This is a genomic window from Deinococcus hopiensis KR-140, assembly GCF_900176165.1.
GTDB classification, from domain to species: domain Bacteria; phylum Deinococcota; class Deinococci; order Deinococcales; family Deinococcaceae; genus Deinococcus; species Deinococcus hopiensis.
Genome location: NZ_FWWU01000009.1, coordinates 3079411 through 3101843, shown reverse-complemented (window position 1 = coordinate 3101843; position 22433 = coordinate 3079411). Strand labels below are relative to the sequence as shown.

24 protein-coding genes are annotated in these 22433 nt (G+C 69.8%); 15 read left to right on the top strand and 9 right to left on the bottom strand.

Going from position 1 to position 22433, the window contains the following annotated elements:
• Positions 1 to 52: 52 nt before the first annotated feature.
• Positions 53 to 472: a GntR family transcriptional regulator gene (locus tag B9A95_RS28550; protein WP_084050697.1), complete on the bottom strand. Its 420-nt coding sequence runs from the start codon at positions 470 to 472 to the stop codon at positions 53 to 55.
• A 350-nt stretch (positions 473 to 822) separates the two neighbouring features.
• On the opposite strand from B9A95_RS28550, the gene B9A95_RS28545 reads away from it, so the two are divergent.
• From B9A95_RS28545 to B9A95_RS28535, 3 genes are all read left to right on the top strand, one after another.
• Entirely contained in the window at positions 823 to 1731 is a 909-nt protein-coding gene (locus B9A95_RS28545; protein WP_084050696.1) for a GNAT family N-acetyltransferase, read from the top strand.
• Complete coding sequence (locus tag B9A95_RS28540) at positions 1728 to 2624, top strand: GNAT family N-acetyltransferase (protein WP_084050695.1); 897 nt, start codon at positions 1728 to 1730, stop codon at positions 2622 to 2624. The genes B9A95_RS28545 and B9A95_RS28540 overlap by 4 nt, the downstream gene beginning before the upstream one ends.
• A 69-nt stretch (positions 2625 to 2693) precedes the next feature.
• Positions 2694 to 2897 carry a hypothetical protein gene (locus B9A95_RS28535; RefSeq protein ID WP_084050694.1) on the top strand — a complete coding sequence of 68 codons (204 nt, stop codon included), beginning with the start codon at positions 2694 to 2696 and terminating at the stop codon, positions 2895 to 2897.
• A 103-nt stretch (positions 2898 to 3000) separates the two neighbouring features.
• Here the strand turns inward: B9A95_RS28535 and B9A95_RS28530 are convergent, their stop codons facing one another.
• The 6 genes from B9A95_RS28530 to B9A95_RS28505 all read right to left on the bottom strand — a co-directional run bounded on the left by B9A95_RS28530 (position 3001) and on the right by B9A95_RS28505 (position 7678).
• Positions 3001 to 3453 (bottom strand): hypothetical protein, encoded by a 453-nt coding sequence (locus B9A95_RS28530; protein WP_084050693.1) that lies wholly within the window; start codon positions 3451 to 3453, stop codon positions 3001 to 3003.
• Positions 3441 to 4610 carry a DUF1501 domain-containing protein gene (locus B9A95_RS28525; RefSeq protein ID WP_084050692.1) on the bottom strand — a complete coding sequence of 390 codons (1170 nt, stop codon included), beginning with the start codon at positions 4608 to 4610 and terminating at the stop codon, positions 3441 to 3443. Before B9A95_RS28525 ends, B9A95_RS28530 begins: the two co-directional genes overlap by 13 nt.
• A gap of 90 nt (positions 4611 to 4700) precedes the next feature.
• On the bottom strand, positions 4701 to 5966 hold the full coding sequence (locus B9A95_RS28520) for a DUF1800 domain-containing protein (protein WP_084050691.1): 1266 nt from the start codon (positions 5964 to 5966) through the stop codon (positions 4701 to 4703).
• Positions 5967 to 6008: 42 nt separating this feature from the next.
• Entirely contained in the window at positions 6009 to 6776 is a 768-nt protein-coding gene (locus B9A95_RS28515; protein WP_245808534.1) for a LolA-like protein, read from the bottom strand.
• The gene (locus B9A95_RS28510; protein ID WP_084051043.1) at positions 6773 to 7063 is read right to left on the bottom strand and encodes a hypothetical protein; all 291 of its coding nucleotides are present in this window, start codon (positions 7061 to 7063) and stop codon (positions 6773 to 6775) included. The genes B9A95_RS28515 and B9A95_RS28510 overlap by 4 nt, the downstream gene beginning before the upstream one ends.
• A gap of 60 nt (positions 7064 to 7123) precedes the next feature.
• The gene (locus B9A95_RS28505; protein ID WP_342744620.1) at positions 7124 to 7678 is read right to left on the bottom strand and encodes an RNA polymerase sigma factor; all 555 of its coding nucleotides are present in this window, start codon (positions 7676 to 7678) and stop codon (positions 7124 to 7126) included.
• Positions 7679 to 7785: 107 nt separating this feature from the next.
• Between B9A95_RS28505 and B9A95_RS28500 the strand changes: the two genes are divergently transcribed.
• The 4 genes from B9A95_RS28500 (at position 7786) to xth (ending at position 10912) form a co-directional block, all read left to right on the top strand.
• A complete protein-coding gene (locus B9A95_RS28500) occupies positions 7786 to 8478 on the top strand; it encodes a metal-dependent transcriptional regulator (RefSeq protein WP_084050690.1) in 693 nt (230 codons plus the stop codon).
• Positions 8475 to 9245: an adenosylcobinamide-GDP ribazoletransferase gene (locus B9A95_RS28495; RefSeq protein WP_084050689.1), complete on the top strand. Its 771-nt coding sequence runs from the start codon at positions 8475 to 8477 to the stop codon at positions 9243 to 9245. Before B9A95_RS28500 ends, B9A95_RS28495 begins: the two co-directional genes overlap by 4 nt.
• A gap of 246 nt (positions 9246 to 9491) precedes the next feature.
• Positions 9492 to 10142: a histidine phosphatase family protein gene (locus tag B9A95_RS28490; RefSeq protein WP_084051041.1), complete on the top strand. Its 651-nt coding sequence runs from the start codon at positions 9492 to 9494 to the stop codon at positions 10140 to 10142.
• The gene (gene xth, locus B9A95_RS28485) at positions 10139 to 10912 is read left to right on the top strand and encodes an exodeoxyribonuclease III (protein ID WP_245808533.1); all 774 of its coding nucleotides are present in this window, start codon (positions 10139 to 10141) and stop codon (positions 10910 to 10912) included. Before B9A95_RS28490 ends, xth begins: the two co-directional genes overlap by 4 nt.
• Positions 10913 to 11039: 127 nt before the next feature.
• Here the strand turns inward: xth and B9A95_RS28480 are convergent, their stop codons facing one another.
• Complete coding sequence (locus tag B9A95_RS28480; RefSeq protein ID WP_084051039.1) at positions 11040 to 12383, bottom strand: MATE family efflux transporter; 1344 nt, start codon at positions 12381 to 12383, stop codon at positions 11040 to 11042.
• Positions 12384 to 12900: 517 nt separating this feature from the next.
• Between B9A95_RS28480 and B9A95_RS28475 the strand changes: the two genes are divergently transcribed.
• The 8 genes from B9A95_RS28475 to cobT all read left to right on the top strand — a co-directional run bounded on the left by B9A95_RS28475 (position 12901) and on the right by cobT (position 20991).
• Complete coding sequence (locus tag B9A95_RS28475) at positions 12901 to 13770, top strand: ABC transporter substrate-binding protein (RefSeq protein WP_084050688.1); 870 nt, start codon at positions 12901 to 12903, stop codon at positions 13768 to 13770.
• Positions 13767 to 14381, top strand: a complete 615-nt coding sequence (cobO, locus tag B9A95_RS28470) for a cob(I)yrinic acid a,c-diamide adenosyltransferase (protein WP_084050687.1) — start codon at positions 13767 to 13769, stop codon at positions 14379 to 14381. Before B9A95_RS28475 ends, cobO begins: the two co-directional genes overlap by 4 nt.
• A gap of 37 nt (positions 14382 to 14418) precedes the next feature.
• Positions 14419 to 15759 (top strand): cobyrinic acid a,c-diamide synthase CobB, encoded by a 1341-nt coding sequence (locus B9A95_RS28465; protein ID WP_245808532.1) that lies wholly within the window; start codon positions 14419 to 14421, stop codon positions 15757 to 15759.
• Positions 15756 to 16670: a CobD/CbiB family cobalamin biosynthesis protein gene (locus B9A95_RS28460; protein WP_084050686.1), complete on the top strand. Its 915-nt coding sequence runs from the start codon at positions 15756 to 15758 to the stop codon at positions 16668 to 16670. Before B9A95_RS28465 ends, B9A95_RS28460 begins: the two co-directional genes overlap by 4 nt.
• Complete coding sequence (locus B9A95_RS28455; protein WP_084050685.1) at positions 16663 to 17679, top strand: pyridoxal phosphate-dependent aminotransferase; 1017 nt, start codon at positions 16663 to 16665, stop codon at positions 17677 to 17679. Before B9A95_RS28460 ends, B9A95_RS28455 begins: the two co-directional genes overlap by 8 nt.
• A 7-nt stretch (positions 17680 to 17686) precedes the next feature.
• Positions 17687 to 19111: a cobyric acid synthase gene (locus B9A95_RS28450; RefSeq protein ID WP_084050684.1), complete on the top strand. Its 1425-nt coding sequence runs from the start codon at positions 17687 to 17689 to the stop codon at positions 19109 to 19111.
• On the top strand, positions 19102 to 19614 hold the full coding sequence (gene cobU / locus B9A95_RS28445) for a bifunctional adenosylcobinamide kinase/adenosylcobinamide-phosphate guanylyltransferase (RefSeq protein WP_084050683.1): 513 nt from the start codon (positions 19102 to 19104) through the stop codon (positions 19612 to 19614). The genes B9A95_RS28450 and cobU overlap by 10 nt, the downstream gene beginning before the upstream one ends.
• Before the next feature lie 288 nt (positions 19615 to 19902).
• Positions 19903 to 20991, top strand: coding sequence for a nicotinate-nucleotide--dimethylbenzimidazole phosphoribosyltransferase (gene cobT / locus B9A95_RS28440; RefSeq protein WP_084050682.1), 1089 nt, complete (start codon positions 19903 to 19905; stop codon positions 20989 to 20991).
• 118 nt (positions 20992 to 21109) lie between these two features.
• Here the strand turns inward: cobT and B9A95_RS28435 are convergent, their stop codons facing one another.
• Entirely contained in the window at positions 21110 to 22381 is a 1272-nt protein-coding gene (locus B9A95_RS28435) for a phosphotransferase family protein (RefSeq protein WP_084050681.1), read from the bottom strand.
• Between the last annotated feature and the right edge of the window lie 52 nt (positions 22382 to 22433).

Below are 22433 nucleotides of genomic sequence, written 5' to 3'. Positions count from 1 at the left end.
CAGTGTACCGGCTGCGGGCGAAGTGGGCCGAAGAGGAGTGCGGGAGTCGTCTTCACAGCGGCGATGAAGAGCCGGTCAGCACGTCCTCCACCACCTCTCGTAGCTGTGCGGAGCCGAGCCCGGCGGCCAGCAATTGCTCCAGCAGCGTTCGCAATTCGCGCAGACCGGCCTCCTGCTCCAGCCTTCCCTGCCATGCGCCCGCCGCCACCACCGTGCCTGCCCCGGCCCGGTTCTCGGTCAGGCCCGCGCGCCCCAGCGCCGCGTACACCCGGCTGACGGTGCCCGGCGCGAGGTTCAGTCCGGCGGCCAGCGTCCGCACCGGGGGCAGCGCCTGGCCAGGCCGCAACTGTCCCCGTGAAATCGTTTGCCCGATGGCCTCCTGAAGCTGGAGGTAGAGGGGCACATTCCTCGTCAGGTCAAGGGTCTCCGTCCACTCACGCAGCAGCGCCGCTTGCCCGTCCGACCGTTCCATGCGGCGAGGGTGCGGCGCGGGGGCCGCCGCTGTCAAGCGTGCCCCACGAGAAAGAGACGCACCCCACCTCAAAGGGCGGGGTGCGCGAGACGAGCAGATTCTGGGGATACTCCGGTCCGGGGAACAAGCACACCGATGGCGCTTCCATTCCGGTGAGGGCAGAATACGGCTGGGACGTAATCATGTCAAGCGGCTATGTGAATGTGATCTGAGTATGAATCGCGGTGCATACGCCGTTTCTCCGTGGAATGGCAGGCGTTTGGGTCTGCGGGAGACGCATATGCAGGAGTAAGCCATCCGGCCTATCGCCTGGATTGGCCTTCGTCACAGGTCTTCGGCAGGATGGCGCTATGCCTGTTCTCTCCGCCGTGCACACGCGCCCCGCCATACCTGACGACGCCTTTCTGGCTGTGCTTTTGCGAAATAGCGTCAGCGAGCCGCACTTCCACAGCACGGCGGCAAAGCTTGCCGCTGCCCTGTCGCGAGAGGACCACGGTTATGTGGTCGCCGAACAGGGCGGGCGGTTACAGGGCCTGGGCTCGCTGTGGCTGCCGGACTTCCACCCTTTCCACGGCTGGGTGGGTTTGAACCTGCATCCGGACCACCGGGAAGACGGGACAGCCCAGTCGCTGCTGGAGCGACTCTCGGCCCGGGCCCGTGCGGCTGGCCGGACCCACCTGTGGACCAGCGTGCGCGAGGATTACCTGCCCGCCCAGCCGGACCTGCCCGCCCTCGGCTTTCGCGAGGTTCACCGCACCTTCGGTGGGGGCTTTCACCTGAAGGGGTGGCAGGCCGACACCAGGTGGCTGGAAGCGGGATCGGCGGAGCGGGGCTACCGTCTGGAACCCGCCGCCCCCTGGCAGGGCGACGCCCGCCTGTCCAACCTCTATGCCGTGACCCGGGAGGACAAGGTGAGCGCTCCACCCACCATCCCGCCAGCGGGGGAGACGGTGACCGATGACGACGGCCTCTGGCAGGCCGCCTTCGCGGCGTGGCACGGGGACGAACTGGTGGGACTCGCCGTGCCCGAGCGCTCGGGGCTGGGGGCCTGGAACGCGGTGCTGACTGTTCATCCGCAGCATCGCCGCCGTGGACTGGGAACGGCCCTGCTGGCGCACGTCGCGCGAAGGCTTCAGGCTGAGGGGATGGGCTTTCTGAACGTGGCGGGCAGCGCGCGGGACCGGGCGTACCTGGGTGTGCTGCGGCGGCTGGGGGCGAACATCGAACCCGACTGGACCGCCTGGGAGCGCGAGGCTTGAACGTCCGGCCCTTTCTCAACTCGGATGCCCCCATCGCCGCCCACCTCACGACCGAAAGCGTGCGCGGCCAGTGGGTATATCTCCCCGAGCAATTCGGGGAGAGCCGTGATCCCCGGCGAATCCGCCTGGTGGCCGAGCGGGCGGGCGGGGTAATCGCCACCGCGTCCTTTCAGCCCTTCGCCCCCGGCAGCCCAGACGCCCTGCGGCTCGATTTTGCGGGGGACGCGGCAGCCTTCACGCCCCTGTACCTCGCCCTGCTGGTGCGGCTGCCCACGGGCTTTTCCCGCCTGCTGGGCGTGACCCGCGAGGACTGGCCGGAAGTGATGCACTTTTTCCACGCGGCAGGATTTCGCAATGCCTGGCAGTCGTGGGGTGCGCACCTGGACCTGACGGCTTTCGGCGCGGCCCCCTTTCAGCCCCTCGAAGAAAAACTCTTTCTGCAGGGGTACGAGGGAGAGCGGTTGAGAGAAGACGCCCCGGAGAGCGACTGGGAAGCCCTGCACGCCCTCTACCGAATCGGGTTGAAGGACGCCCCCCGCAATCCCACCACCACGCCGGATCCCCTGACCCGGGACGGTTTACGTGAGGTGATTCTGCGTGAGGAAGCGGCGTTTGTCATCCGCTTCCGGGGAGAGCCCATTGCCAGTACCCGGCTGACCCTGCGAACCGCTGCAGTCGAGAGCGAGCAGACCGTCTCTCATCCTATGCACAGAAAGAAGGGGGTGGCGACTGTTCTTAAGGCGGCGGCCCTCACCTGGGCGCGGGATCAGGGCTACGGCCGGGCAGAGACGGGCGGTACGGTCCTGAATTTGCCCATGCTGCGCGTGAATTCTCGCCTTGGCTACCGTCCGGAGCCCATGTGGATCACGTGGGAAAGGGAGCTGCAGCGGTGAGGCGGGGCTTCAGTTGAAAGGGGGGGGGAAGTAAGAACACGTTCAGAGATTTAAAAGTATATTAAAGCCATGCACAACCTGAACCTCGAAGAGCTGGTGGCGTACTTCTTCCACGCCCAGGAAGGTCTGGAGCAGGGCTACCAACCCGTTGACTTCGTTCGCCTGATTGAGGACCTGGGGCTGGAAAGCGCCAACGCGCTGCGCCACGAGATCGTCGGCCAGCTCGCTGGAGGCCGCCGCCTTCAGGTGATCCAGGCCGAACTCGCCGCCTGAACCTTTCTGCCGCACCCTTTCAGCCCCGCTTTCCGGCGGGGTTGTTTCGTTTTCCGCGCAACTGACCCCGGAGGGGTCCGGGGCCAGAGCAGGTGGGTGAGCGCTACTTTTTCGGTGTGTACTGTTTCAGGCCGCCCGCCTGCTCGAACTCGGCCTGAAGCCCGGCCAGGGGTCTGGCAGGTAGGCTTTTGGGATCGCCGGGCAGGGTGTGCGCGTAGAACTCCAGGGCATCGGGGTAGCCGTCACCATCCGCGTCGGCCTTCTTCTGAAGCACGCTGTACAGCACCGCTCCGAATTTGGCTCCCGGCTGCTCACGGAAGCCCGCGCGCAGGCTCTCGCCGAATGGGTTCCAGCCCTGCCCCCCCTGCGGGCGCGTGTGGCACGTCGTGCAGGGCATGACCTTGCCCGAGTATTCCCACAGGGGATCACCTTTGTCGTAGCCGAGCTGGTGGGCGGCGGTGAGGCGGTAGCGGGGCATGGACAACGCCACTGGAGCGGAGAGGGCCACCAGCCCCGCGAGGAGGCCCCCCAGCGTCCGCACGCCTACGCCAGCCATCCGGGCCCCGTGAAGTCGCCGCGCAGAATGTCGCTGGCGTCCAGGTTCAGCCACTTCGTCAGGGCCTCGGCATACACGCCCCGGAAGTCCTGCTTGTACTTGATGTCACCCTCCGAGAGGTCTTCGAGGTCCGGGCTGTTGCCGTGAACGCCCCCCTTCACGTGCCGGCCCAGCGCAAACATCACGCTGCCCTGGCCGTGATCCGTGCCCGCGCTCGCGTTTTCGGCCACCCGCCTCCCGAACTCCGAAAAGCCCATCACCACGGCCTGGTCCGCCAGGCCCTGCGTTTCCAGGTCTGCCTGAAAAGCGGCCAGGCCCGAGGCGAGTTGACTCAGGAGCCCGTCTTGCTCGGCCCGCTGGCCCGCGTGGGTATCGAAGCCGCCCAGCGAGACGTACAGCACGCGCTGGCCGATGCCCGAGGCAATCAGCCGGGCGGCATCGCGCAGACTGGCGGCGAACTTGCCCTCGGGGTATTTCGCGCCCGCCTTATACCGGGAGACGCGCTCCTGCACCTTTTTCGTGTTGCTGAGCATCTGGCGGGTGGCCCGCTGAAGGTAGGCTGCCTCGCCCGTGCGCGGCGTGCTCAGCAGGGTGGAAAAGGCGTGTTCCAGCCCTGCCGGGACCTTCACCTGAAAGTTGTCCACCCCGTCGATGGAAGGCAGCGCGAAGTTGGCAGACTGCAAGGCCTGAGGCGTGGTGCCACCGATGTTGGAGGCGCAAAAGGGATCCCCGATCTTCTCGGCCACGCGCCCGATCCAGCCTTCCGCCTGCGCCTGTGAGGGATCGGCGGTGTGCCAGATTGCCATAGAGGTGAAGTGTGAGCGGTTGGGATTGGGGTAACCCACGTTCTCCATCCAGGCGAGGTGCCCCTGATCCCACAGTTGCGTCAGGGGCCGCAGCGCCGGGTGCATCCCGAGTTCGGGGGTGAGGGTCAGCACGTCCTTTTTGGGAATGGCAATGTTGGGCCGCGCGGCGTAGTACGCGCCGTTGGCGTAGGGCACCAGGGTGTTCAGCCCGTCGTTCCCACCGGTGAGCTGAATGACCACCAGCGTCTTATCACCGCCCGCCTGTGTGGCCGCCCGCGCCAGAAACCCGGGCATCCCACTCGTGGCGGCAACGGCGAGGGCGGAGTATTTGAGAAATTCACGTCGGTCCATAGGTGTCCCTCCGGGACAGGGATGAGGGCTTGGGCGTGAGAAACGGGGAAGGGCTTTTTCCCAGTCCCCACGCCCAGAACCCAACCCCGTTCAAGCGAGTTGAAACTCCGGGCTGATGAAGGTCAGGTACGTCCGCTGCCTGGCGTTCAGGCCGTCCAGCGCTGCGCGCAGCAGGCCCCGCTCGCTGCCCAGCAGGGCGAGCGAATCGGGAGCTTCCTTCAGTTCGGGGGCCGTTTTGCCCAGGGTCAGGGCCGCCGCCACCTGCATCCGCGTGAGGAGGGTGGAGTCGTTGATCCATTCGCGTCCGCCGTCCCAGCCCTTCACGGTCTCGGGCTGCAGGAGGAGTTGCCCCATCCTGCCGGCAGTCTGGGTTAAGTTGATAATCTGCTTGGCCCCGAGCCCTGGCCCTCCGAGCGCCCGCACGGCGCCCACGATGAACTCTACCGGGCTGCGGATGATGGCGGCGCGGCTGCTGTAAAAGGCTTCGCTGGACAGCAGTTCTTCCAGTACAGTGCGGACGTCGCCCTTCGTTCTCCGCCAGGTCTCGGCACTGGCGGTGACGGACCCCTCGTCTGGGGTATCGGCCACGAAGGCGCGGTGCAGCTTGCGCGACACGAAGGCGGCGGTCTGCGGGTGCGAGGCGGCCAGGCGCACGATGTCCTCGCCGCCCAGGTTGCCCGATCTGCCCAGGTAGGCCTTTTGTCCCGCGTCGTGCCGCTCGCGCTGAAAGACGAAGTGGGGGGCCTGCAGGAAGTTGTCGTTGCCTCGCCCGCCCTCGTAGGTCCAGCCAGTCAGGGCCCGCGCGCCCTCGCGCACGTCGTCTTCCGTGTAATGCCCGATGCCGGTGGTAAACAGTTCCAGCAACTCGCGGCTGAAGTTCTCGTTGGGTTTGCCCTTCTTGTTCTTGTCGTTGTCGAGGTAGTCCAGCATCGCCGGGGACTGGGCCACCGCCAGGGCGAACGCCGCGAAGTCGGTGGGCGCGGCGTGGACACGCAGCAGGTTCAGATACTGCGTCAGCGCCGGGATGTTCCGCACCTTATCCGTGCCGATCACGAAGTGGTTGCTCCAGGTCAGCGCCAACTTCTCGCGCAGGGGATGGGGACCGTAGAGCATCTCGAACAGCCACCCGGCGCGGGTGAGCTGAATGCCTGCCCCAGGAGTGGCCGCCTGCGAGGGATCGAAGGGATTGCCGGGCGCGCGGGCGTCGCCGAAAGCGAGCAGCTTGCGCACGGCCTGGCGGGCGTCCTGCCCCGTGAGGGCGCGAATCTGGGCCTCCGGAGCTCCGAAGGACGTGCGCCGCAGCAGGTGCGCGGCGTCCTCGGGGGTGAGCTTGCGGGAAAGGGGGGTCAGGGACATGGGCACTCCAGGGCAGGGTCAGGAGGGTGAAAGAAAGGGACTTCAATCTTTAGAGTCGGTGGGAGGCAGAAAAGTTCCCAGCGGCGTGTCGTCCACCCGCCGAATGCCGGAGAGGGCGGCTTGGAGGTCTGTGCCCGGCAGGTTGCCCACCAGCCACACGAAGCGTCCCCCCACTTGCCGGGAGGCAACGCCGGGGGCGGCGCGAACGCTTCTGGGGGCCAACACCAGCGCGAGCACATTGGCCCCGTCGCCCAGGGTGACCTCCAGACCCCCGGCCTTGCGGGTGGCGACGGCCGTGGGCACAAAGCCGGGCGGTGGCCGTAGCCCGGGCAGTGCGGCGCGCAGCGCTGCGCCCAGGCCAGAGGGAACGCCCGGCACCTTGAGCGTCCGCGCCGCGAGCCTGGGCTCGATCTGCGTGAAGGTGGCCCGCCGCGCCAGCGTGCCGTCCGGCATCCGTTCCTCGAAAGCGAGCGGCACATTCCACGTGCGGTCCACCCACAGGGTCCAGCGCGCTGCCTGCCCCACCTTCGGCACGAGGGCGAAGCGGGTCACGTCCCGCCCCGCCACCGGGGACGCAGGTTGCTGCGTGACGTTGAAATTCTTGCCCAGCAGCGCCGGACGGAAGGGCACCGTGGGCAGCACCGATGCCAAACGGGTGGGCACCTCGCGGGGTGGGAAAAAGACGCTGACCTCCACAGTCCCCCGGGCTGTGTGCGTCCGCGCCTGCCGCAGCACCGCCGTCAGATCGTCCAGATCGCTCGCCCCCGCTGTGACCGGCAGCAGGGCCACGAGCCACGCCCCCCGCCTCACCAGCCCTCTCCCAGCACGCCCTGATAGGCGTCGTAGGCGGCGCTGGTGGGCAGCTCGGGTGAGGGCCGCACCATCAGGGCCCCCGTCAGCACCGCCGCCGAGGCGAGCAGGGCTGGCCACCATACGGCCCGTCGCGCAGCGGGAAGGGGACGAAGTGGAGGCGAAGCGCCGGGCACTTCTGCCAAATTCGCCCGGTGCCAGGCCAGAAACCGCTCAGCGGCCCCAGCATCGGCGGGCGTTTCCTCCCGCACTCGCCCGAACAACTCGTCCAATTCACGTTCATTCATGGTTGTCCCCACCCTTTGCCGCTGGCCTTTTGCTCTTTGCCGTCCGCCCTCTGTCCCTCTTCATGGCGTCACCCCATTCCGCGTCAGTAGCGCCCGCAGCGCCGCCCGCCCCCGGCTGATGCGGCTCTTGACCGTGCCCACCTCCACGCCCAGCACCTCGGCAATTTCGGCGTATTCCAGCCCGCTCAGTTCGCGCAGGGTCACGGCGTAGCGCTGTTCGGGCGGCAGCTGGCGCATGGCCGCCGCCAGGCGGGCGCGCAGATCCGCCTGCTCTCCCGCGTGCGCGAGGTCGTGGGGAGCCACGGGCTCGGGGGCGTCCTCCAGCGCGAGGTGCGGGCGGGCTGACAAGACCTTGCGGCAGGCGTTGAGGGTGACGCGGTGCAGCCAGGTGCTGAACTGCGCCTCGCCCCGAAAGCCCGCGAGGTGGCGGTAGACGCTGATCCAGACCTCCTGAACCACGTCGTCCGCCGCCCCCGGCCCCACCGTCCCCGCTGCAAGGCGGTGGACCCCGCCCGCGTGCCGCCGCACGAGCGCCTCGAAGGCCGCCTCCCGGTGGGGTCCGGGACGCGCGGCCAGGGGCACGAGTTGGGCATCGGGAAGGGTATTCAGGAGCACCTCAAGGGGTTAGAGTCACGCAACTGGGCAAAAGTTCCCTGAGGGGAAACGCCTTCTGCCCGCCCCTTTCCTTGAATCCCGTTTTAGCCCCGCCTAAACTGGGCGACATGACGGCCCGCGCCCTGTCCCCCTCTGCCGAGGATTACCTCAAGCACCTGTACCTGCTGGGGCAGACGGAAGCGGGACCGGGCGGCAAGGTCAATACCCAGGCCCTGGCGGAGGCGTTGGACGTGATGCCCGCCAGCGTGACCGGAATGCTGCGCAAGCTTAGCGAGCAGGGGCTGGTGTCGCACGCGCCGTACCAAGGAGCCAACCTGACCGCCGAGGGCCAGCGGGTTGCCCTGGAGGTGCTGCGCCACCACCGCTTGCTGGAACTGTTTCTCCACCGGGCGCTGGGCGTGCCGCTCGACGAGGTGCACGAGGAGGCCGAGCGGCTGGAACACGCCCTGTCCGAGCGGCTCGAAGCCCGCATTGCGGCGTGGCTGGGAGACCCCACCCATGACCCCCACGGCGACCCCATCCCCACGCTGGCAGGCGAGCTGCCCACCCGCGCTGAGCGCCGCCTGACCCAGCTGGCCCCCGGCGAGACGGGCACCGTGGCGCGCGTGCCGGGTGACGACGCCGCGCAGTTGCGGGCGCTGGTGCAGGGCGGGCTGACCCCCGGGGTGACGGTGACGGTGCGGCAGGTGGACGCGGCGCTGGGCACGTTGACCCTGGGATTGCCGAATGGACCGTCCCTCACGCTCGCCCTCGCCGTGGCGGCGCAGGTGCAGGTTCACGGCGAACTGTCCCCAGCGTGAGTGCCCCACCTCCAGCAGCACTTCGGGCGGAGGACCGTTCTCCCTGGCAGCGTCACCTCGCCGCGGCGCACCTCGCCCTGACCTTCCTGACCACCCTGCCCCTGCCGCACGTCCGTGAGGTGCGGCAGGGTGACTTTGCCCGCGCGAGCGCCTACTATCCGCTGGCGGGTTACGCCGTGGGCGGCCTGGTGGCGCTGGCGCTGTGGCTGCCGCTGCCCCTGCCGGGTGGGGTGCGCGCGGCGCTCGCGGTGGGGGCGTGGTTGCTCGTGACGGGAATGCTGCATTTCGACGGGTTGGTGGACAGCGCCGACGCCCTGTTCGCGGTGAAAAGCCCGCAGCGGCGGCTCGAGATTTTGCAGGACGTGCATATCGGGGCCTTTGGGCTGGCGACGGGCGTCCTGGCTCTGCTGACGCTGTGGAGCCTTCTGGCCGCGAACATCCCCGCTTACGCGCCCCTCGTGGCGGCGGTGGTGGCGCGCATGCTCGTCCTGCTGCCCATGAACCTGTACCCGGCGGCCCGGCAGGAATCACTGGGAGCCCGTTCGCGCGAGGGGCGCTGGGGGGCGGCCCTCGCGCTTGCCCTGCCCGCCCTGCTGCTGCCGGGGGCGTGGGGGGCGGCGCTCACCGCGCTGATCGGGGTGTTGCTCGCGGCGCGGTTCGCGGCCTCCCGGTTGGGTGGGGGCCTGAGCGGCGACGTGTACGGGCTGCTGATCGTGACGGGCGAACTGCTGGCGATGGGGTTCTTCGGGTGGGGCCGGGGGGGTTAGGGGCAGTTTGGGCGGCTGGCCGCTCCCTGAGGCGCTAACATCAGGGTCCAGAGAATGTGGGAAACCCGCCCCGGTGGTTGCCCAGGCGGTGTTCCCCTCCGGCCCGACGCCTCCGCCTGCCCTTCCCAGACCGAAGATGACCGCGTCCCTGCCTCCTTTCCCTTCCCCCTTCCCACGGGCCCAGCGCTGCGCCGTGCCTCCATCCCCTCCTGCCGGGACGCCGCCCCGGGGAACCGGGAGCCCACCATGAAACCTGCCTCTCAACTGACCCTGCACCTCGTTCGCCACGCCCCCACCGCCCCCAACGCCGAGCGCCGCTACCCCCGCGCCGACGAGGACGCGCCCCTGTCCGAAGAGGGCCGCGCCGTCGCCGCCGCGCTGCGCCTGCCCCCGGGGGCGGTGGCCCTGACCTCGCCCAGCCTGCGCTCGCGCGAGACGGCCCAGCTCGCCGGCTTCGGGGAAGTCAAACCGGAGCCTGCCCTCGCCGAAGCCTATTTCGGCGTGATGGCCGGGCGCACCTGGGCCGAGCTGGAGCGCGATTTCGGCAGCACCCCCCGCTTCTGGATCGACGGCCTGGCGGACCCCTCCTCGGACCTGGGCCCCCCGAAGGGCGAGACCGGCCGCGAGTTTCACAAGCGCGTGATGGGCTGGCTTGCGGGACTGCCCCCCACGGGGGAAGTCGCGGCCTTTACGCACGCGGGCACCCTGCACGCCGCCCTGCGCCTCACGGTAGGGCTTCAGGCCGTGGTGGCCCCGCCCGGCACCGTGGTCACCCTGCACCGCGAAGGCGGCCACCGCGAGGCCAAGCGCCGCGAGGGTGGTCTGCGCCTACCCGGCAATTGGTGGCTGTCGGCCCTGGTTCCGCCCCCGGGGTCCGCCGTGGAGCGGGGCAGTTGAACCCCGGCCTGAAGCTCGCCACCTGGAACGTCAATTCGCTGAACGTCCGCCTTCCCCAGGTCCTCGCGTGGCTGGAGGCCGAGCGTCCCGACGTCCTGGCCCTGCAGGAAACCAAGCTGGAGGACAGCCGCTTTCCCGCCGCCTTCGCCGAATTGGGCTACGCCTGCGCCTTTTCCGGCCAGAAAACCTACAACGGTGTGGCGCTCGTGTCCCGCCTGCCGCTCGAAGACGTGCAGATTGGGATTCCCGATTTCGGCGACCCGCAGCGCCGCGTGTTGGCGGCCACCGTGGGAAGCGTGCGGGTGGTGTGCCTGTACGTGCCCAACGGTCAGGCGGTGGGGTCCGAGAAGTACGCCTACAAGCTGGAGTGGATGGCGGCCGCGCGTGACTGGCTCCGCGCTGAATTGGAATCCCATCCGCGCCTCGCTGTGGTGGGCGACTTCAACGTGGCGCCAGAGGACCGCGACGTCCATAGCCCCAAACGCTGGGCCGGGCAGATCCTCGTCAGCGAATCCGAACGGGAGGCCTTCCGCGCCCTGTTGGACCTGGGCTTACGGGACGCTTTTCGCCTGCACGAGCAGCCTGAGCGTGTTTTTTCCTGGTGGCCCTACGGCCGCCTGGGCTTTCCGCGCAACTGGGGGCTGAGGATCGACCACATCCTCGTTTCGGAAGGGTTGGCCGGCAGTTGTCGGGGCTGCGCGGTGGACGCTGGCCCGCGTGGGCATGAGCGGCCCTCGGATCACGCGCCGGTGGTGGCGACGTTCGGCTGAGTGACCGGCCCGGCCTACCAGTCCCCCCACGCGTTTTCGCAAGTCCCGCTCGCCTTCAGCGCTTCACGGGTCCCTCCAGGGGAGAGGTCAGGGGTCAACAAATTCGGAGCCCTCCGCGCGCTGCTCCCTACAGCCTCATCCGCTGCCACCGCCCCGAGGCGAAGCGCCCCAGATACGCCAGCGCCGCGAAGGCGATAAACACCAGCGCCGCGCCCCACGCGCCCGACACGCCGTAGCGGGGAGCCAGGAGGCTCGCGCCCAGCACCATCACGAGCCACGCGCCCACCAGCGTGACGATCAGGCGGAACCGGGTGTCTCCAGCCCCACCCAGCGCGCCTCCCAGCACAATCGCCACCCCGTCCAGCACCTGATACGCCGCCATGATGCCCAGTACCGTGCGCCCCAGCTCCAGCACCTCGGGCGAGCGGCTGAACAGACCGATCAGGGGCCGGGGCAGGGTCAGGAACAGCACCCCGAGCAGGCCCATCAGCGCGGCGGCCACCCCCGCTCCCCGCCAGCCAATGCGCGCGGCGAGGTCCGGGCGGCCCGCGCCGAGCGCCCGTGACAGCAGACTGCTGGTGGCAGACGCGAGCGCGAAGGCGGGCAGGAAGCCCAGGCTGGCGAGCTGGTTGGCGATCTGCGAGGCGGCCAGTTCAGTGGGTCCCAGCCGTGAGATGACCCCCTGGAAGACGGTAAACGCGCCCACCTCGGCCAGCTCGGTAATCCCGGCGGGAAGGCTGATCCGGCCCAGCGCAGCGAGTTCGGACCGGTGGGGCCGTGCCGGACGAAACGGCCCGAAACGGTGGCCATGCAGCCGGGCCAGCAAGGCCACCGCCAGGGCGTTTTGCACCGCGACTGCGATCACCGCCGCCCAGGCCGCTCCGCGCACACCCCACCCCAATCCGAAGATCAGCAACACGGCCAGCGCGGCATTCAGGACCACCACCAGCCAGGCGAGCAGCATGGGCGTGCGGGTGTTGCCCAGCCCAACCATGACCGACAGGGCGGTGCTGCCCAACATGACGAAGGGAATTTCCCACAGCCGGATGTGGGCGTAGGTGCGGGCCGTGGCCGCAACGCTCGCCTCGGGTTTGAGCAGAGCAAAGAGGCCGTCTACCAGCCAGGGGCCGGCCAGGGCCAGCGGCACGCCCACCAGCGCGCAGCCCAGAAAGACGCTCGTCCAGCGCCGCACACCCGCCGCGTTTCCGGCGCCCAGGGCGCGGGCCACGAAGGTAGAGGCCGTGTTGAGGCTGCCGCGAAACAGCAGGACCAGCGTTAGCAGACACAGGCTGGCAAAGCCCACCGCACCCACCTCTACCACGCCGAGGCGGCCCATCAGCAGGGTGTCCGTGAAGCCCACCGCCGTGTAGGCGAGGTTGGACAGCATCAGGGGGCCGGCGAGGCGCAGCAATTCTCCCGTGGTGCCCTGGGGTGGGGCGTGGTGTGGGGAAGTGGGGGCGTCGGCGGACACGCCCGGCACGGTAGCACCTGGGGTTGGGTGAGGTTTGGAAGGTGGGGCAACCCGCGGGGCGCGCCCCACCCTCCACCCCCAGTAAGGAACGGGGAACGTTGCCACCGCTCAGGGCAGGGGCAGTCCACCGAAATGCTCGGCCGCTCCCGACGCTGAAGAACCTGAGGGGCTCGCCCACCGCGGTACCTTTGCCTCTGCTGCTCACCCCTGACCGCTCAGGGCGGACGGCCGACAGTTTCACCTCCCCCCTCTGCTATCCTGACCTCACCTGGGAGCGGGGAAGTCCGGTGAGAGTCCGGCGCTGTCGCGCAACGGTATGCCGCAAGCAGCGGTAAGCCCGAATGCCCCCCGGGAACGCCCCGCCAGGTGCTGTTTCTGCGCAGGGCACCTCTCGCCGTCAGAGGGCCATACCATGAGCTGACTTGCCTTGCCCTGTCCCCGCTCCGGCCCCGGCTGGAACGGGTTTTTCGTGCTCCCGCTCCCGCTGCCGCCTCCACCCTGCACGCCGGAGTCCTCCATGCGTTCCCTGTTTGTGCTGTCCACCCTCGCGCTGCTTTCCAGCGCTGCCGCCACCACATACCCGCTGACCGTCACCGACGACCTGGGGCGTACCGTTACCCTCAAGGCCGAGCCTCGGCGCATCGTCGCCATGCTGCCCTCGCACACCGAGACCCTGTTTGCCATCGGAGCGGGAGACAAGCTGGTGGGGGTGGACAAGTACAGCAACTACCCGAAGGCCGCCACCGACAAATTGCCCAAGGTGGGCAGCGGCTACCAGCCCAACATCGAGGCGATTCTGGCCCTGAAGCCGGACCTCGTGCTCGCCGACGAGTCCACGAATTCGCGCCTGACCGAGAAGTTGGCGGCGGCGGGCCTGACCGTGTACGGCGGTACCGGGCAGACCTACAACGAGGTCTTTCAGAAGATCGGCACGCTGGGGAAATTAACCAACCGCGAGGCCGGGGCGCTGAAGCTGATCACCAAGATGCGCGCCGAACTGAATACCCTCCAGCAGAGCGTCCGGGGCCTGCCCCGCGTCAACACCTACTACGAGATTGACCCCAGCCCCTATAGCGTGGGTCCGAACTCCTTTCTCGGTACGCTGATCGCCAAGGCGGGTGGGCAGACCATCGTTCCGGCCAAGCTGGGCGACTTCCCCAAGCTGGACCCCGAGCTGATCGTGAAGGCCAACCCGCAGGTGATGGTGGGCCTGGAGCTGGACGACGCGAAAAAACGTCCGGGCTGGGCGGGCCTCCAGGCCGTGAAGGCGGGGCGCGTCTACCAGCCCACCGCCGAGGAGAACGACGCCCTCTCACGCCCCGGCCCCCGCCTGGCGCAGGCACTGCGGGCGCTGATCCGCTTCCTGCACCCGGAAGCGCTGAAATGACCGACGCGGACACCGCCGCCCGCCGCGAAGCCGCCATGCGCGAGCTGGCCGAAGCCCGCGAGCAGCACCAGAAGCGGGGAGACGTGACCCGGGGCCGCCGGGGCCTGCTCATCGTCAACACCGGCAAGGGCAAGGGCAAGACCACCGCCGCGCTGGGCCTGATGATGCGCGCCCAGGGCCGGGGCCTGCGGGTACGCATGTTCCAGTTCCTGAAGCACGAGAAGGCCAAGTTCGGCGAACACCGCACCCTGGACCTGCTGGGTATCCCCTACGAGGGCCTCGGCGACGGCTTCACCTGGCGCTCGCGCGATCTGGAGAACTCCGCGAGCATGGCCGCCCACGGCTGGGAACTGGCAAAAGAGGCCATAGAAGCGGGCGAATACGATCTGATCGTTCTCGACGAGTTCACCTACGCCCTCAAGTACGGCTGGGTCCCCTGGCCTGAGGTGGAGGCCACCCTGAAGGCCCGCGATCCCAAGCTGCACGTGGTCATCACGGGCCGCGACGCGCTGCCCGAACTTGTGGCCCTGGCGGACACTGTCAGCGAGATTCAACCCGTCAAGCACGCCTACGAGGCTGGAATCGGCGCGCAGCCAGGCATCGAACACTGATGGGTGACTGGCGACCGGCCGCCGGCTGCTGGCCGCTGTGAACCGTTCCGTGCCCAGACGGCTGGTCCTCACCGCTCCCCACTCTGGCAGCGGCAAAACCACCGTTGCCTCGCTGCTGTGCCTCGCCCTGCGGCGGCGGGGGCTGAAGGCCGCGCCCTTCAAGCTGGGGCCGGATTACCTGGACCCCACCCACCTGTCCAGGGCCGCGGGGCGGCCAGCACGCAACCTGGACTCATTTCTGCTCACGCCGGAGCGGCTGCGAACCCTCTTCGCCCGTGCCTCGCTGGACGCCGATATCTGCGTGCTGGAGGGGGTGATGGGCCTGTACGACGGCCGGGACCCTGCCAGCGACGCCCACTCCACAGCGGACCTCGCCCGCTTGCTGGAGGCCCCGGTGGTGCTGGTAATTGACGCTGCGGGCAGCGCGCGGACCGTGGCGGCGGTGGCGCAGGGGCTCCGTTCCTTTGGGCCGGACCTCAACGTGGTGGGCGTGATTCTCAACCGGGTGGCGGGAGAGCGGCACGCCGCCCTGTGTGAGGTGGCGTTGACGCAGATCGGGCTGCCTACCCTGGGCTTCGTCTCCCGTGACGAAGCCCTGCACCTGCCCGCACGGCACCTGGGGCTGCTCCGCGCCGAGCAGGCGAGCTGGGACGAGGGAGAGGCCTTGCGGGCCGCCGCCAACCTGAGGCTGGACGCATTGCTTGAAGCGGCCCACGCTTCGGCGCTGCCCGTGCCCACGCTCCCGGTCCGGGCCACCCAAACCCGCGCCCGCATCGCCTACGCGCTGGACGAGGCGTTTCACTTCTACTACCCCGACGCCCTGGACGCCCTGCGGGACGCCGGGGCTGAGCTGATCCCCTTCAGTCCCCTGCGCGACGCGGGGGTGCCCATGGGAGTGGGGGGTGTGCTGCTGGGCGGAGGCTACCCGGAGGCGCACGCAGCGGAGCTGAGCGCGAACGTGTCCATGCGAACGGCCATCCGCGACTTCGCCGGCAGCGGACGCCCCGTGGTGGGCGAATGCGGCGGCCTGATGTACCTGGGTGAGACGCTGGAAGACCCCACCGGGCAGGTGTTCGGGATGTGCGGCGTCATTCCCTACCGCACCCGCATGTCCCCGCGCCTCACCCTGGGTTACCGGGAGGCGGCGGCGCTGACCGCTTCTCCTCTGGCCCCCAGCGGCGCTGTGCTGCGCGGGCATGAGTTTCACCACAGCGTACTGACCCACGCGCCGAGCCACCCGGCCTACACCTGGACGGACCACGTGGGAGCAGGGGTGAAGGAGGGGTATGCCCAGGGCAACGTCCTCGCCAGTTACCTGCACGTGCACCTGGGAGCGGACGACGCGCTGGCGGCGCGGCTGGTGGAGGCGTGTTTGTGAGGCGGTCAGCGGGAAGGCGACGGGCCCTGCTCCTGGCCCTCGCCGCGGACGCGCTGGGGGAACCTCCGGCGCGGGTGCACCCCGTCGTGTGGATGGGGCATTACCTGGGAGGAGCGCGCGAGGGATGGAGGGCCACGTCGCCCGGAGCGCAGAGGTGGGAAGGGGGGCTGACCTGGGCCCTCGGCGCGGGGTTGGCGGCGGGTGGAGGACGGTTGGCCAGGGCCTTGCCCGGTGGGTGGCCCGTGCAGGGAGTCCTCCTCAAGCCGCTGCTGGCGCGGCGGGCACTGTTTGGCGCGGTGGGGGAAGTTCACGCGGCCCTGTCCGCCGGTGATCTCCCCGAGGCCCGGCGACTGCTGGCCTGGCACCTCGTCAGCCGGGACACGGGCGAACTGAACGCGGCAGAGGTGGCGGGAGCGTGTATCGAGAGCCTGGCCGAGAACCTGTCAGACAGTGTGGTTGCGCCGCTGCTGTGGTTCCGGGTGGGGGGCCTCCCCCTGGCCGCGCTCTACCGCTACGCCAACACCGCTGACGCCATGTGGGGCTACCGCACGCCCGCGCTGGAGGACGCTGGAAAGGTGGCCGCCCGCGCTGACGATGCGCTCAACCTCGCCCCCGCCCGCCTGACGGCGCTGTGTGCGGTGGGGGCCGCCTGCCTCGCAGGACTGGGCGGTCCCGGAGCGTGGCGCACCTGGCGGCGGGACAGGCGCAAAACGGGCAGTCCGAATGCTGGACACCCCATGAGCGCCTTTGCGGGCGCACTCGGCGTCCGGCTGGATAAGCGCGGCGTGTACGTGCTGAACGCGGGTGGGCGGGCAGCGGAAGCCGCCGACATTCCGCGGGCCCTGCGCCTCGCCCGCCTGACGCTGGGGCTGGCGGTCTTGTCCCTGCTGGTGGGCAGACGCCGTGACTGACCTGCCGCCCCTGCTGCCCCGTGCTCCGCACGGTGGGCCGTCTGCCGCTCCCTTCAGGGGACTGGATTTCAGCGTGAACGCCAATCCGCATGGCCCCAACCCAGCGCTGGTGCGGGCGCTCGGAGAAGCCGATCACGCGCATTACCCGGACCCCACGTATGCGGCGGTCCGTGAACGGCTGGCTGCGTGGCACGGCGTGGCCCCCGGCGAGGTGGCCCTGTCCGTCGGCGCGTCGGACCTGCTGCACCGGCTGGTGCGTGCCTTTCTGCCTACCGGAGGAACGCTGCTCAGCCTCTACGCGCCCTTCGGAGAGCTGGGGCGGGCGGCAGCGCTGGGCCGGGCGCAGGTGGAGGTGGTGACCGAGATGCCCGGGGTCCTCCCTGCCGGGGCGCGCCTCGTCTACGTGGGCCACCCCCACAATCCCACCGGGCACAGCTTGAGCGGAGTGGAGTTGGAGGCCCTTGCGCAGGTCTGCGCGGCCTCGGGCGCCCTTCTCATCCTCGACGAGGCGTATGCACCCTTTGTGCCCGAGCAGGGCGTTCCCCTCGCCCCGTCCCTCGTCCGCCTGCTCTCGCCCGGCAAGGCGCACGGCCTGGTTGGGGCCCGCCCCGCCTACGCCCTCGCTGCGCCGGAAATCGTCGCGCGGCTGGACAACCTCGCGCCCGCCTGGCATCTGCCCGCGGGAACGGCGGCGGTGCTGGCTGCCCTGCCTGACGCCGGGGCCTTTCTGGAGCGGACCCTGCCGCTGGTGCGGCGGGATGCGGGGGCGCTGGCGCAAATGCTGGGTCACTCGGGATGGGTAGAGCACCGCGGCACGCCCTATATGACCCTGGAGGTGGGAGACGCGGCGGGCGTCGCGGCCGCCCTGCTGGCAGAGGGCGTGAAGGTACGGAACTGCGTGAGCTACGGTTTTCCGGACCGCATCCGCGTCTCCACCCGCCTGCCGGAGGAGAATGGGCGGCTGATGGAGGCGCTGCGGAAGGTGCTGAGGGAGGCGAAGCGTGGGTAAGGCGATTATGATTCAGGGCTGCACCAGCAATGCGGGCAAGAGTTATCTGGCGGCGGCGCTGTGCCGGGCGCTCTCGAATGAGGGCCTGCGCGTCGCCCCCTTCAAGGCCCAGAACATGAGCAACAACGCGGGGGTGACTCCAGCGGGCCTGGAGATGGGCCGTGCCCAGCTCGTGCAGGCGCAGGCGGCAAGGGTGGTGCCCGACGTGCGCATGAACCCGGTGCTGCTCAAGCCCGAGGCCGACACCCGTTCCCAGGTGGTGCTGCTGGGCCGTGCGAACCCCGAACTGACGGCGCTGGGATGGCGCGAACGCAAGGCGCACCTGTGGCCCTTTGTTCAGGAAGCCCTCCACAGCCTGCTGGAGGGGTATGACGTGGTGGTGATCGAGGGCGCGGGAAGCCCGGCGGAGGTGAACCTGCGCTCCAGCGACATCGTGAACATGCGGGTGGCGCTGGAGGCGCGCGCCCCGGTGCTGCTCGCCTGTGACATCGACCGGGGCGGAGCTTTCGCACACCTGCTGGGCACCTGGCATTGCCTGACGCCTGAGGAACGCGCCACGCTGAAGGGCTTTATCCTCAACCGCTTTCGGGGTGATCCGCGTCTGCTCGCCCCCGCACCGCAGTGGCTGGAGGAACAGACCGGGGTGCCGACGGTGGGTGTGGTACCGATGCTGGATATTCCTTTGCCGGAAGAGGACGGCGCATGGCTGCCCGAAGGGCCGGGTGGAGCGAGAAGCGAAAGGCAGGCCGGGACGCCCCGATCTGCTCCTGACAGCGGCTTCGTCGCCATCGCCCGCCTGCCGCGCGTATCCAATCTGGACGAGTTCGCGTCGCTGGGACACCTCGCGCGCTGGGTCACGTCACCCGCCGAGCTGGAAGGGGCGCGGGCCGTCATCCTTCCCGGCAGCAAGAGCACCGCCGCCGACCTCGCGTGGCTGCGGGCAACGGGGCTGGCGGCAGCGGTGACGCACGCGGCCCGGGGGGGTGTTCCAGTGCTGGGCATTTGCGGAGGGTTGCAGATGCTCGGCCACACGCTCACCGACACGCACGGGGTAGAGGGTGGGGGAGAGGTCCTGGGCCTGGGCCTGCTGGACTTGGGCACTGAATTCGCCGTGGACAAGACCACCCGCCTGACCACCGTCGTCGACGGGGAAACGGGCTTGGCGCTGCGGGGCTACGAGATTCACCACGGCCAGACCAGGGCGGGGCCAGGCGTGCAGGAACTCGCGCCCGGCCTGCTGTGGCGCAGCGGCAACGTGCGCGGCACCTACCTTCACGGCCTGCTGGAAAATCCAGCCTATCTGGAGCGTTTTCTGGGCTGGTCTGCCCTGACGCCCCCTGCGGCGCTGAACAGTCTGGATGCCCGCCTGGACGCCATCGCCGACCGGGTCAAGGCCAATCTGGACTGGGGCCTGGTACGGGGATGGCTGTGATTGTGTTCGTTACCGGAGGGGCGCGTAGCGGCAAGAGCAGCCACGCCGAGCGCCTCGCCGCCGCCGCCGGTGGGCCCGTCACCTACCTCGCCACCGCCCAGGCCTTCGACGACGAGATGACGGCGCGCATCGCCCGTCACCGCGACGGGCGCCCGCCGGACTGGGTCACTGTGGAGCAACCGCTGGATGTCCCCGCCGCCGTGGGGGCCGTCTCTACCCCGACCGTCCTCCTCGATTGCCTCAGCCTCTGGGTGAGCAACCTGATGCTTGCAGACCTCGCGGATGAGGGGGTGCTGGAGCGGGCCGACGCGCTGCTGGCCGCTGCCCGCGCTCGCCCCGGCCTGACGGTCCTCGTGACCAATGAGGTGGGCTTCGGCATCGTGCCCGACAATGCGCTCGCGCGGCGCTACCGCGACCTGCTGGGCTGGGTCAATCAGCGTGCGGCGGCGGCGAGTGACGAGGCGTGGTTGCTCGTGAGTGGTCTGCCTGTCCGGTTGAAATGAGGGTGGGGACAGGGCAACGGGAAGCTGTGGAGCCCTTGTTCTGCCCTCTCCCCGGGCCTGTTCGTCGGGCCTCCGGGCAGCGGTGGGAGGCTTTTCCCCGTTGCTGGCGGGGCACTTGGCCTGAACGCCCCGGTCCGTCTGTGGGCCCTCGCCGCCATCCTGAGGGCTGAGGCGGGCGATCACATATACGCCGCCCGCCACCTGCTCGTCCGCCTGCGCCCTGGTCCTGGGCGCGTGTACCCTCCTTTCGCCTCATCCCCAATGTTTCACCCCTTCCCAGGAGTCCCCATGTCCACTTCGCTCCACCCTGAGCTCGCCGCCCTGATCGCCGCCATCAAGCCCGCCGACGGATCCGCCATGCGCGCCGCCCGCGAGCGGCAGGCCCAGCTGACCAAGCCCGCTGGAGCGCTGGGGGACCTGGAGGACCTGGCGGTGCGCCTCGCCGGAGTCTTCGGCACCGAGCAGCCCCATCCTCAGGGGGTGGCGGTCCTCGTGGCGGCAGGTGACCACGGCGTCGCGGCGGGCGGCGTGAGCGCCTATCCGCCCGAGGTCACCCCGGCGATGGTGGCGAACTTCCTGGCCGATACGCCCGCCGGGCCTGGTGGAGCGGCCGTGAATGCCATCGCCCGCACGGTGGGAGCGCGGGTGTACGTGATGGACGCGGGGGTCAATGCCGATCTGCCCGAACACCCCGCCCTCTTCCGCGCGTCGGTGCGCCGGGGCACCCGGGACCTGCGCTCCGAACCCGCCATGACGCAGGAGGAGGCCGGAGCGTCGGTGCTGGCGGGGGCTGCCCTCGCCCGCAGAGCCATCGAGGAAGGCGCGGACCTGCTGATCCCCGGCGAGATGGGAATCGGCAACACCACGCCCGCCGCCGCCCTGACCGCCCGGCTGCTGGAGCTGGACCCCACACGGGTCACAGGCCGGGGCACGGGCGTGGATGACGCCACGCTGCTCCGCAAGGTGGACGCGGTGCGGCAGGCGCTGGAGCGGGAGGGCAGTGGTCGTGCCGATCCACTCGGCGTGCTGGCGGACCTCGGCGGCTTCGAGATCGCCGCGATGCTGGGCATGATGTTTCAGGCCGCCGCCTCGCGCCGCGCCGTGATTCTCGACGGTTTCGTGGAGGGTTCGGCGGCCCTGGTGGGCGTGGCGCTCGTTCCGGCCCTGCGCGACTTCCTGTTTCCAGCGGGCGAGTGCGCCGAGGTGGGGCACGCGGCGCAGCTCGCGCACCTGGAGCTAAAACCGATGTTCTGCCTGGGCCTGCGCCTGGGGGAGGGCACGGGCGGCGTGCTGGCGGCCCCGCTGCTGCTGTCAGCGGCCGCCACCCTGCGGGAGATGCGCACCTTCGCGGAGGCGGGGGTGCCGGGAGGGGCCTAGCGCATGGCGGAGAATGGCGCCGCGGGTGGAAGGGCAGCCCTCACAGCGCCATGCTCTCCCACGCGCATTCAGGCTCGCCAGGCTCAGTCAAAAAGAAGTGCGCACTTTGGCACCTGCTCTAGTCCTTCAGCAACTTCCGCAAATGCGGGAGGTGGGCCCCGCGCCACTCTGCCGGATCCTCCACGTGCGGCTGGATACCGTCCACATATCCCAGCGCCCGGTACAGCTCTGCCACGCGCAAGGCGTCGGCGTGGAGGGCGCGGAGTTCAGACAGGGGCGCGAAGTCGGCCCAGGCATCGAGGTAAGCGTCGTGGGCTTCCTCGACCACCTTTCGGCCGCCAGCAGGCGCGGCGTCATACGGCAGGAAGTAAGCGGCGTCCGCGTCCAGAAAGGGGTGCGTGCGGCTCACGTCGGACCAGTCGAGGAAGGTAAAGCTCTCCCCCCGCGCTACCACATTGCCGCCGTGCAGGTCCCCGTGTCCCAGGGTGCGGGGCAGTGGGCTGGTCGCCAGCCGCGCCAGCGCCGCCTCCAGCTTGGGCCGCCTGGCACGCAGGGCCGCTGCCTCGTCCGCGCTCAGTCCGCCCTCCTCGCCCACGAGCAGCGCAGCGGCCGAGAAGAGGGCGTCCAGCCGCGAGAGGACGTACTCCGGGCCGTGATCGGGCAGGGGCAGGTCCGGGAGCAGCGCCACACTCTCCCGCTGCAGCCAGGCCAGATGCTGCATCAAGGTGGGGAGATCCGGCGCGTCCTGGCCTTCCCCCGCGTCGCCCATCAGCAGAAGGCCGCGCGCCTCATCCGCCGCCAGCACGGGTGGAGCCGAGCTGGGCAGCGCGCAGGCCAGCTTGGGCGTGATGGCCACCTCGCGCCGAAAGAAGTCGGGGACCGCCTTGAGGTACACCCGTGTGCCGCCGTCCGTCTCCACCCGCCACAGCAGGCTGATCTGCCAGTGTTTGAGCGTTACCGGCCCGCCCCGGCGCACGAGCCCCTGCGCCGCGAGCTCAGCGTCCAGCCAGGCCAGCGCCTGCGTGTGCCACTCCGCGCGCATCCAGGGAGCACGGCGGGGCGTGGCGGGCGTCCGGGCCGCCTCCACCCATGTCCGTTGCACTTCGGTCAGGTCCCAGGCCGCGCGCCATTCCAGGCGGTCCAGCTCATCGGTGTGCAGGTGCCAGACCGATTCGGCCCGCCGCACTCCGCCTTCCTCACCCAGCCCCCGGAAGTGCAGCCGCCGCAGGAGGCGTGCGCGCAGGTGGGCCGGAGCCGCGTTTGGCACGTGCTCGCCGTAATAGGTCATGGTGGTCACGGAAACCGAATGCAGCGCCACCCGCTCACCATCCGGGTGCAGAAACAGCAGGTGCAGCGCCGTCTCGCGGCGAGGGGGAGACGCAGGGGACATGCCCGCCAGCCTGCCACACCCCCTCCCGGCCCACATCGGCTGTTTGGCCCAG

Coding starts and splice junctions, on each gene's coding strand:
- B9A95_RS28510 (WP_084051043.1), bottom strand. CDS start 7,063: ATGAATGAACGTGAATTGGACGAGTTGTTCGGGCGAGTGCGGGAGGAA.
- cobU (WP_084050683.1), top strand. CDS start 19,102: ATGGCTGTGATTGTGTTCGTTACCGGAGGGGCGCGTAGCGGCAAGAGC.
- cobT (WP_084050682.1), top strand. CDS start 19,903: ATGTCCACTTCGCTCCACCCTGAGCTCGCCGCCCTGATCGCCGCCATC.
- B9A95_RS28520 (WP_084050691.1), bottom strand. CDS start 5,966: ATGTCCCTGACCCCCCTTTCCCGCAAGCTCACCCCCGAGGACGCCGCG.
- B9A95_RS28545 (WP_084050696.1), top strand. CDS start 823: ATGCCTGTTCTCTCCGCCGTGCACACGCGCCCCGCCATACCTGACGAC.
- B9A95_RS28475 (WP_084050688.1), top strand. CDS start 12,901: ATGCGTTCCCTGTTTGTGCTGTCCACCCTCGCGCTGCTTTCCAGCGCT.
- B9A95_RS28525 (WP_084050692.1), bottom strand. CDS start 4,610: ATGGACCGACGTGAATTTCTCAAATACTCCGCCCTCGCCGTTGCCGCC.
- B9A95_RS28450 (WP_084050684.1), top strand. CDS start 17,687: ATGATTCAGGGCTGCACCAGCAATGCGGGCAAGAGTTATCTGGCGGCG.
- cobO (WP_084050687.1), top strand. CDS start 13,767: ATGACCGACGCGGACACCGCCGCCCGCCGCGAAGCCGCCATGCGCGAG.
- B9A95_RS28490 (WP_084051041.1), top strand. CDS start 9,492: ATGAAACCTGCCTCTCAACTGACCCTGCACCTCGTTCGCCACGCCCCC.
- B9A95_RS28550 (WP_084050697.1), bottom strand. CDS start 472: ATGGAACGGTCGGACGGGCAAGCGGCGCTGCTGCGTGAGTGGACGGAG.
- B9A95_RS28500 (WP_084050690.1), top strand. CDS start 7,786: ATGACGGCCCGCGCCCTGTCCCCCTCTGCCGAGGATTACCTCAAGCAC.
- B9A95_RS28530 (WP_084050693.1), bottom strand. CDS start 3,453: ATGGCTGGCGTAGGCGTGCGGACGCTGGGGGGCCTCCTCGCGGGGCTG.
- B9A95_RS28435 (WP_084050681.1), bottom strand. CDS start 22,381: ATGTCCCCTGCGTCTCCCCCTCGCCGCGAGACGGCGCTGCACCTGCTG.
- B9A95_RS28535 (WP_084050694.1), top strand. CDS start 2,694: ATGCACAACCTGAACCTCGAAGAGCTGGTGGCGTACTTCTTCCACGCC.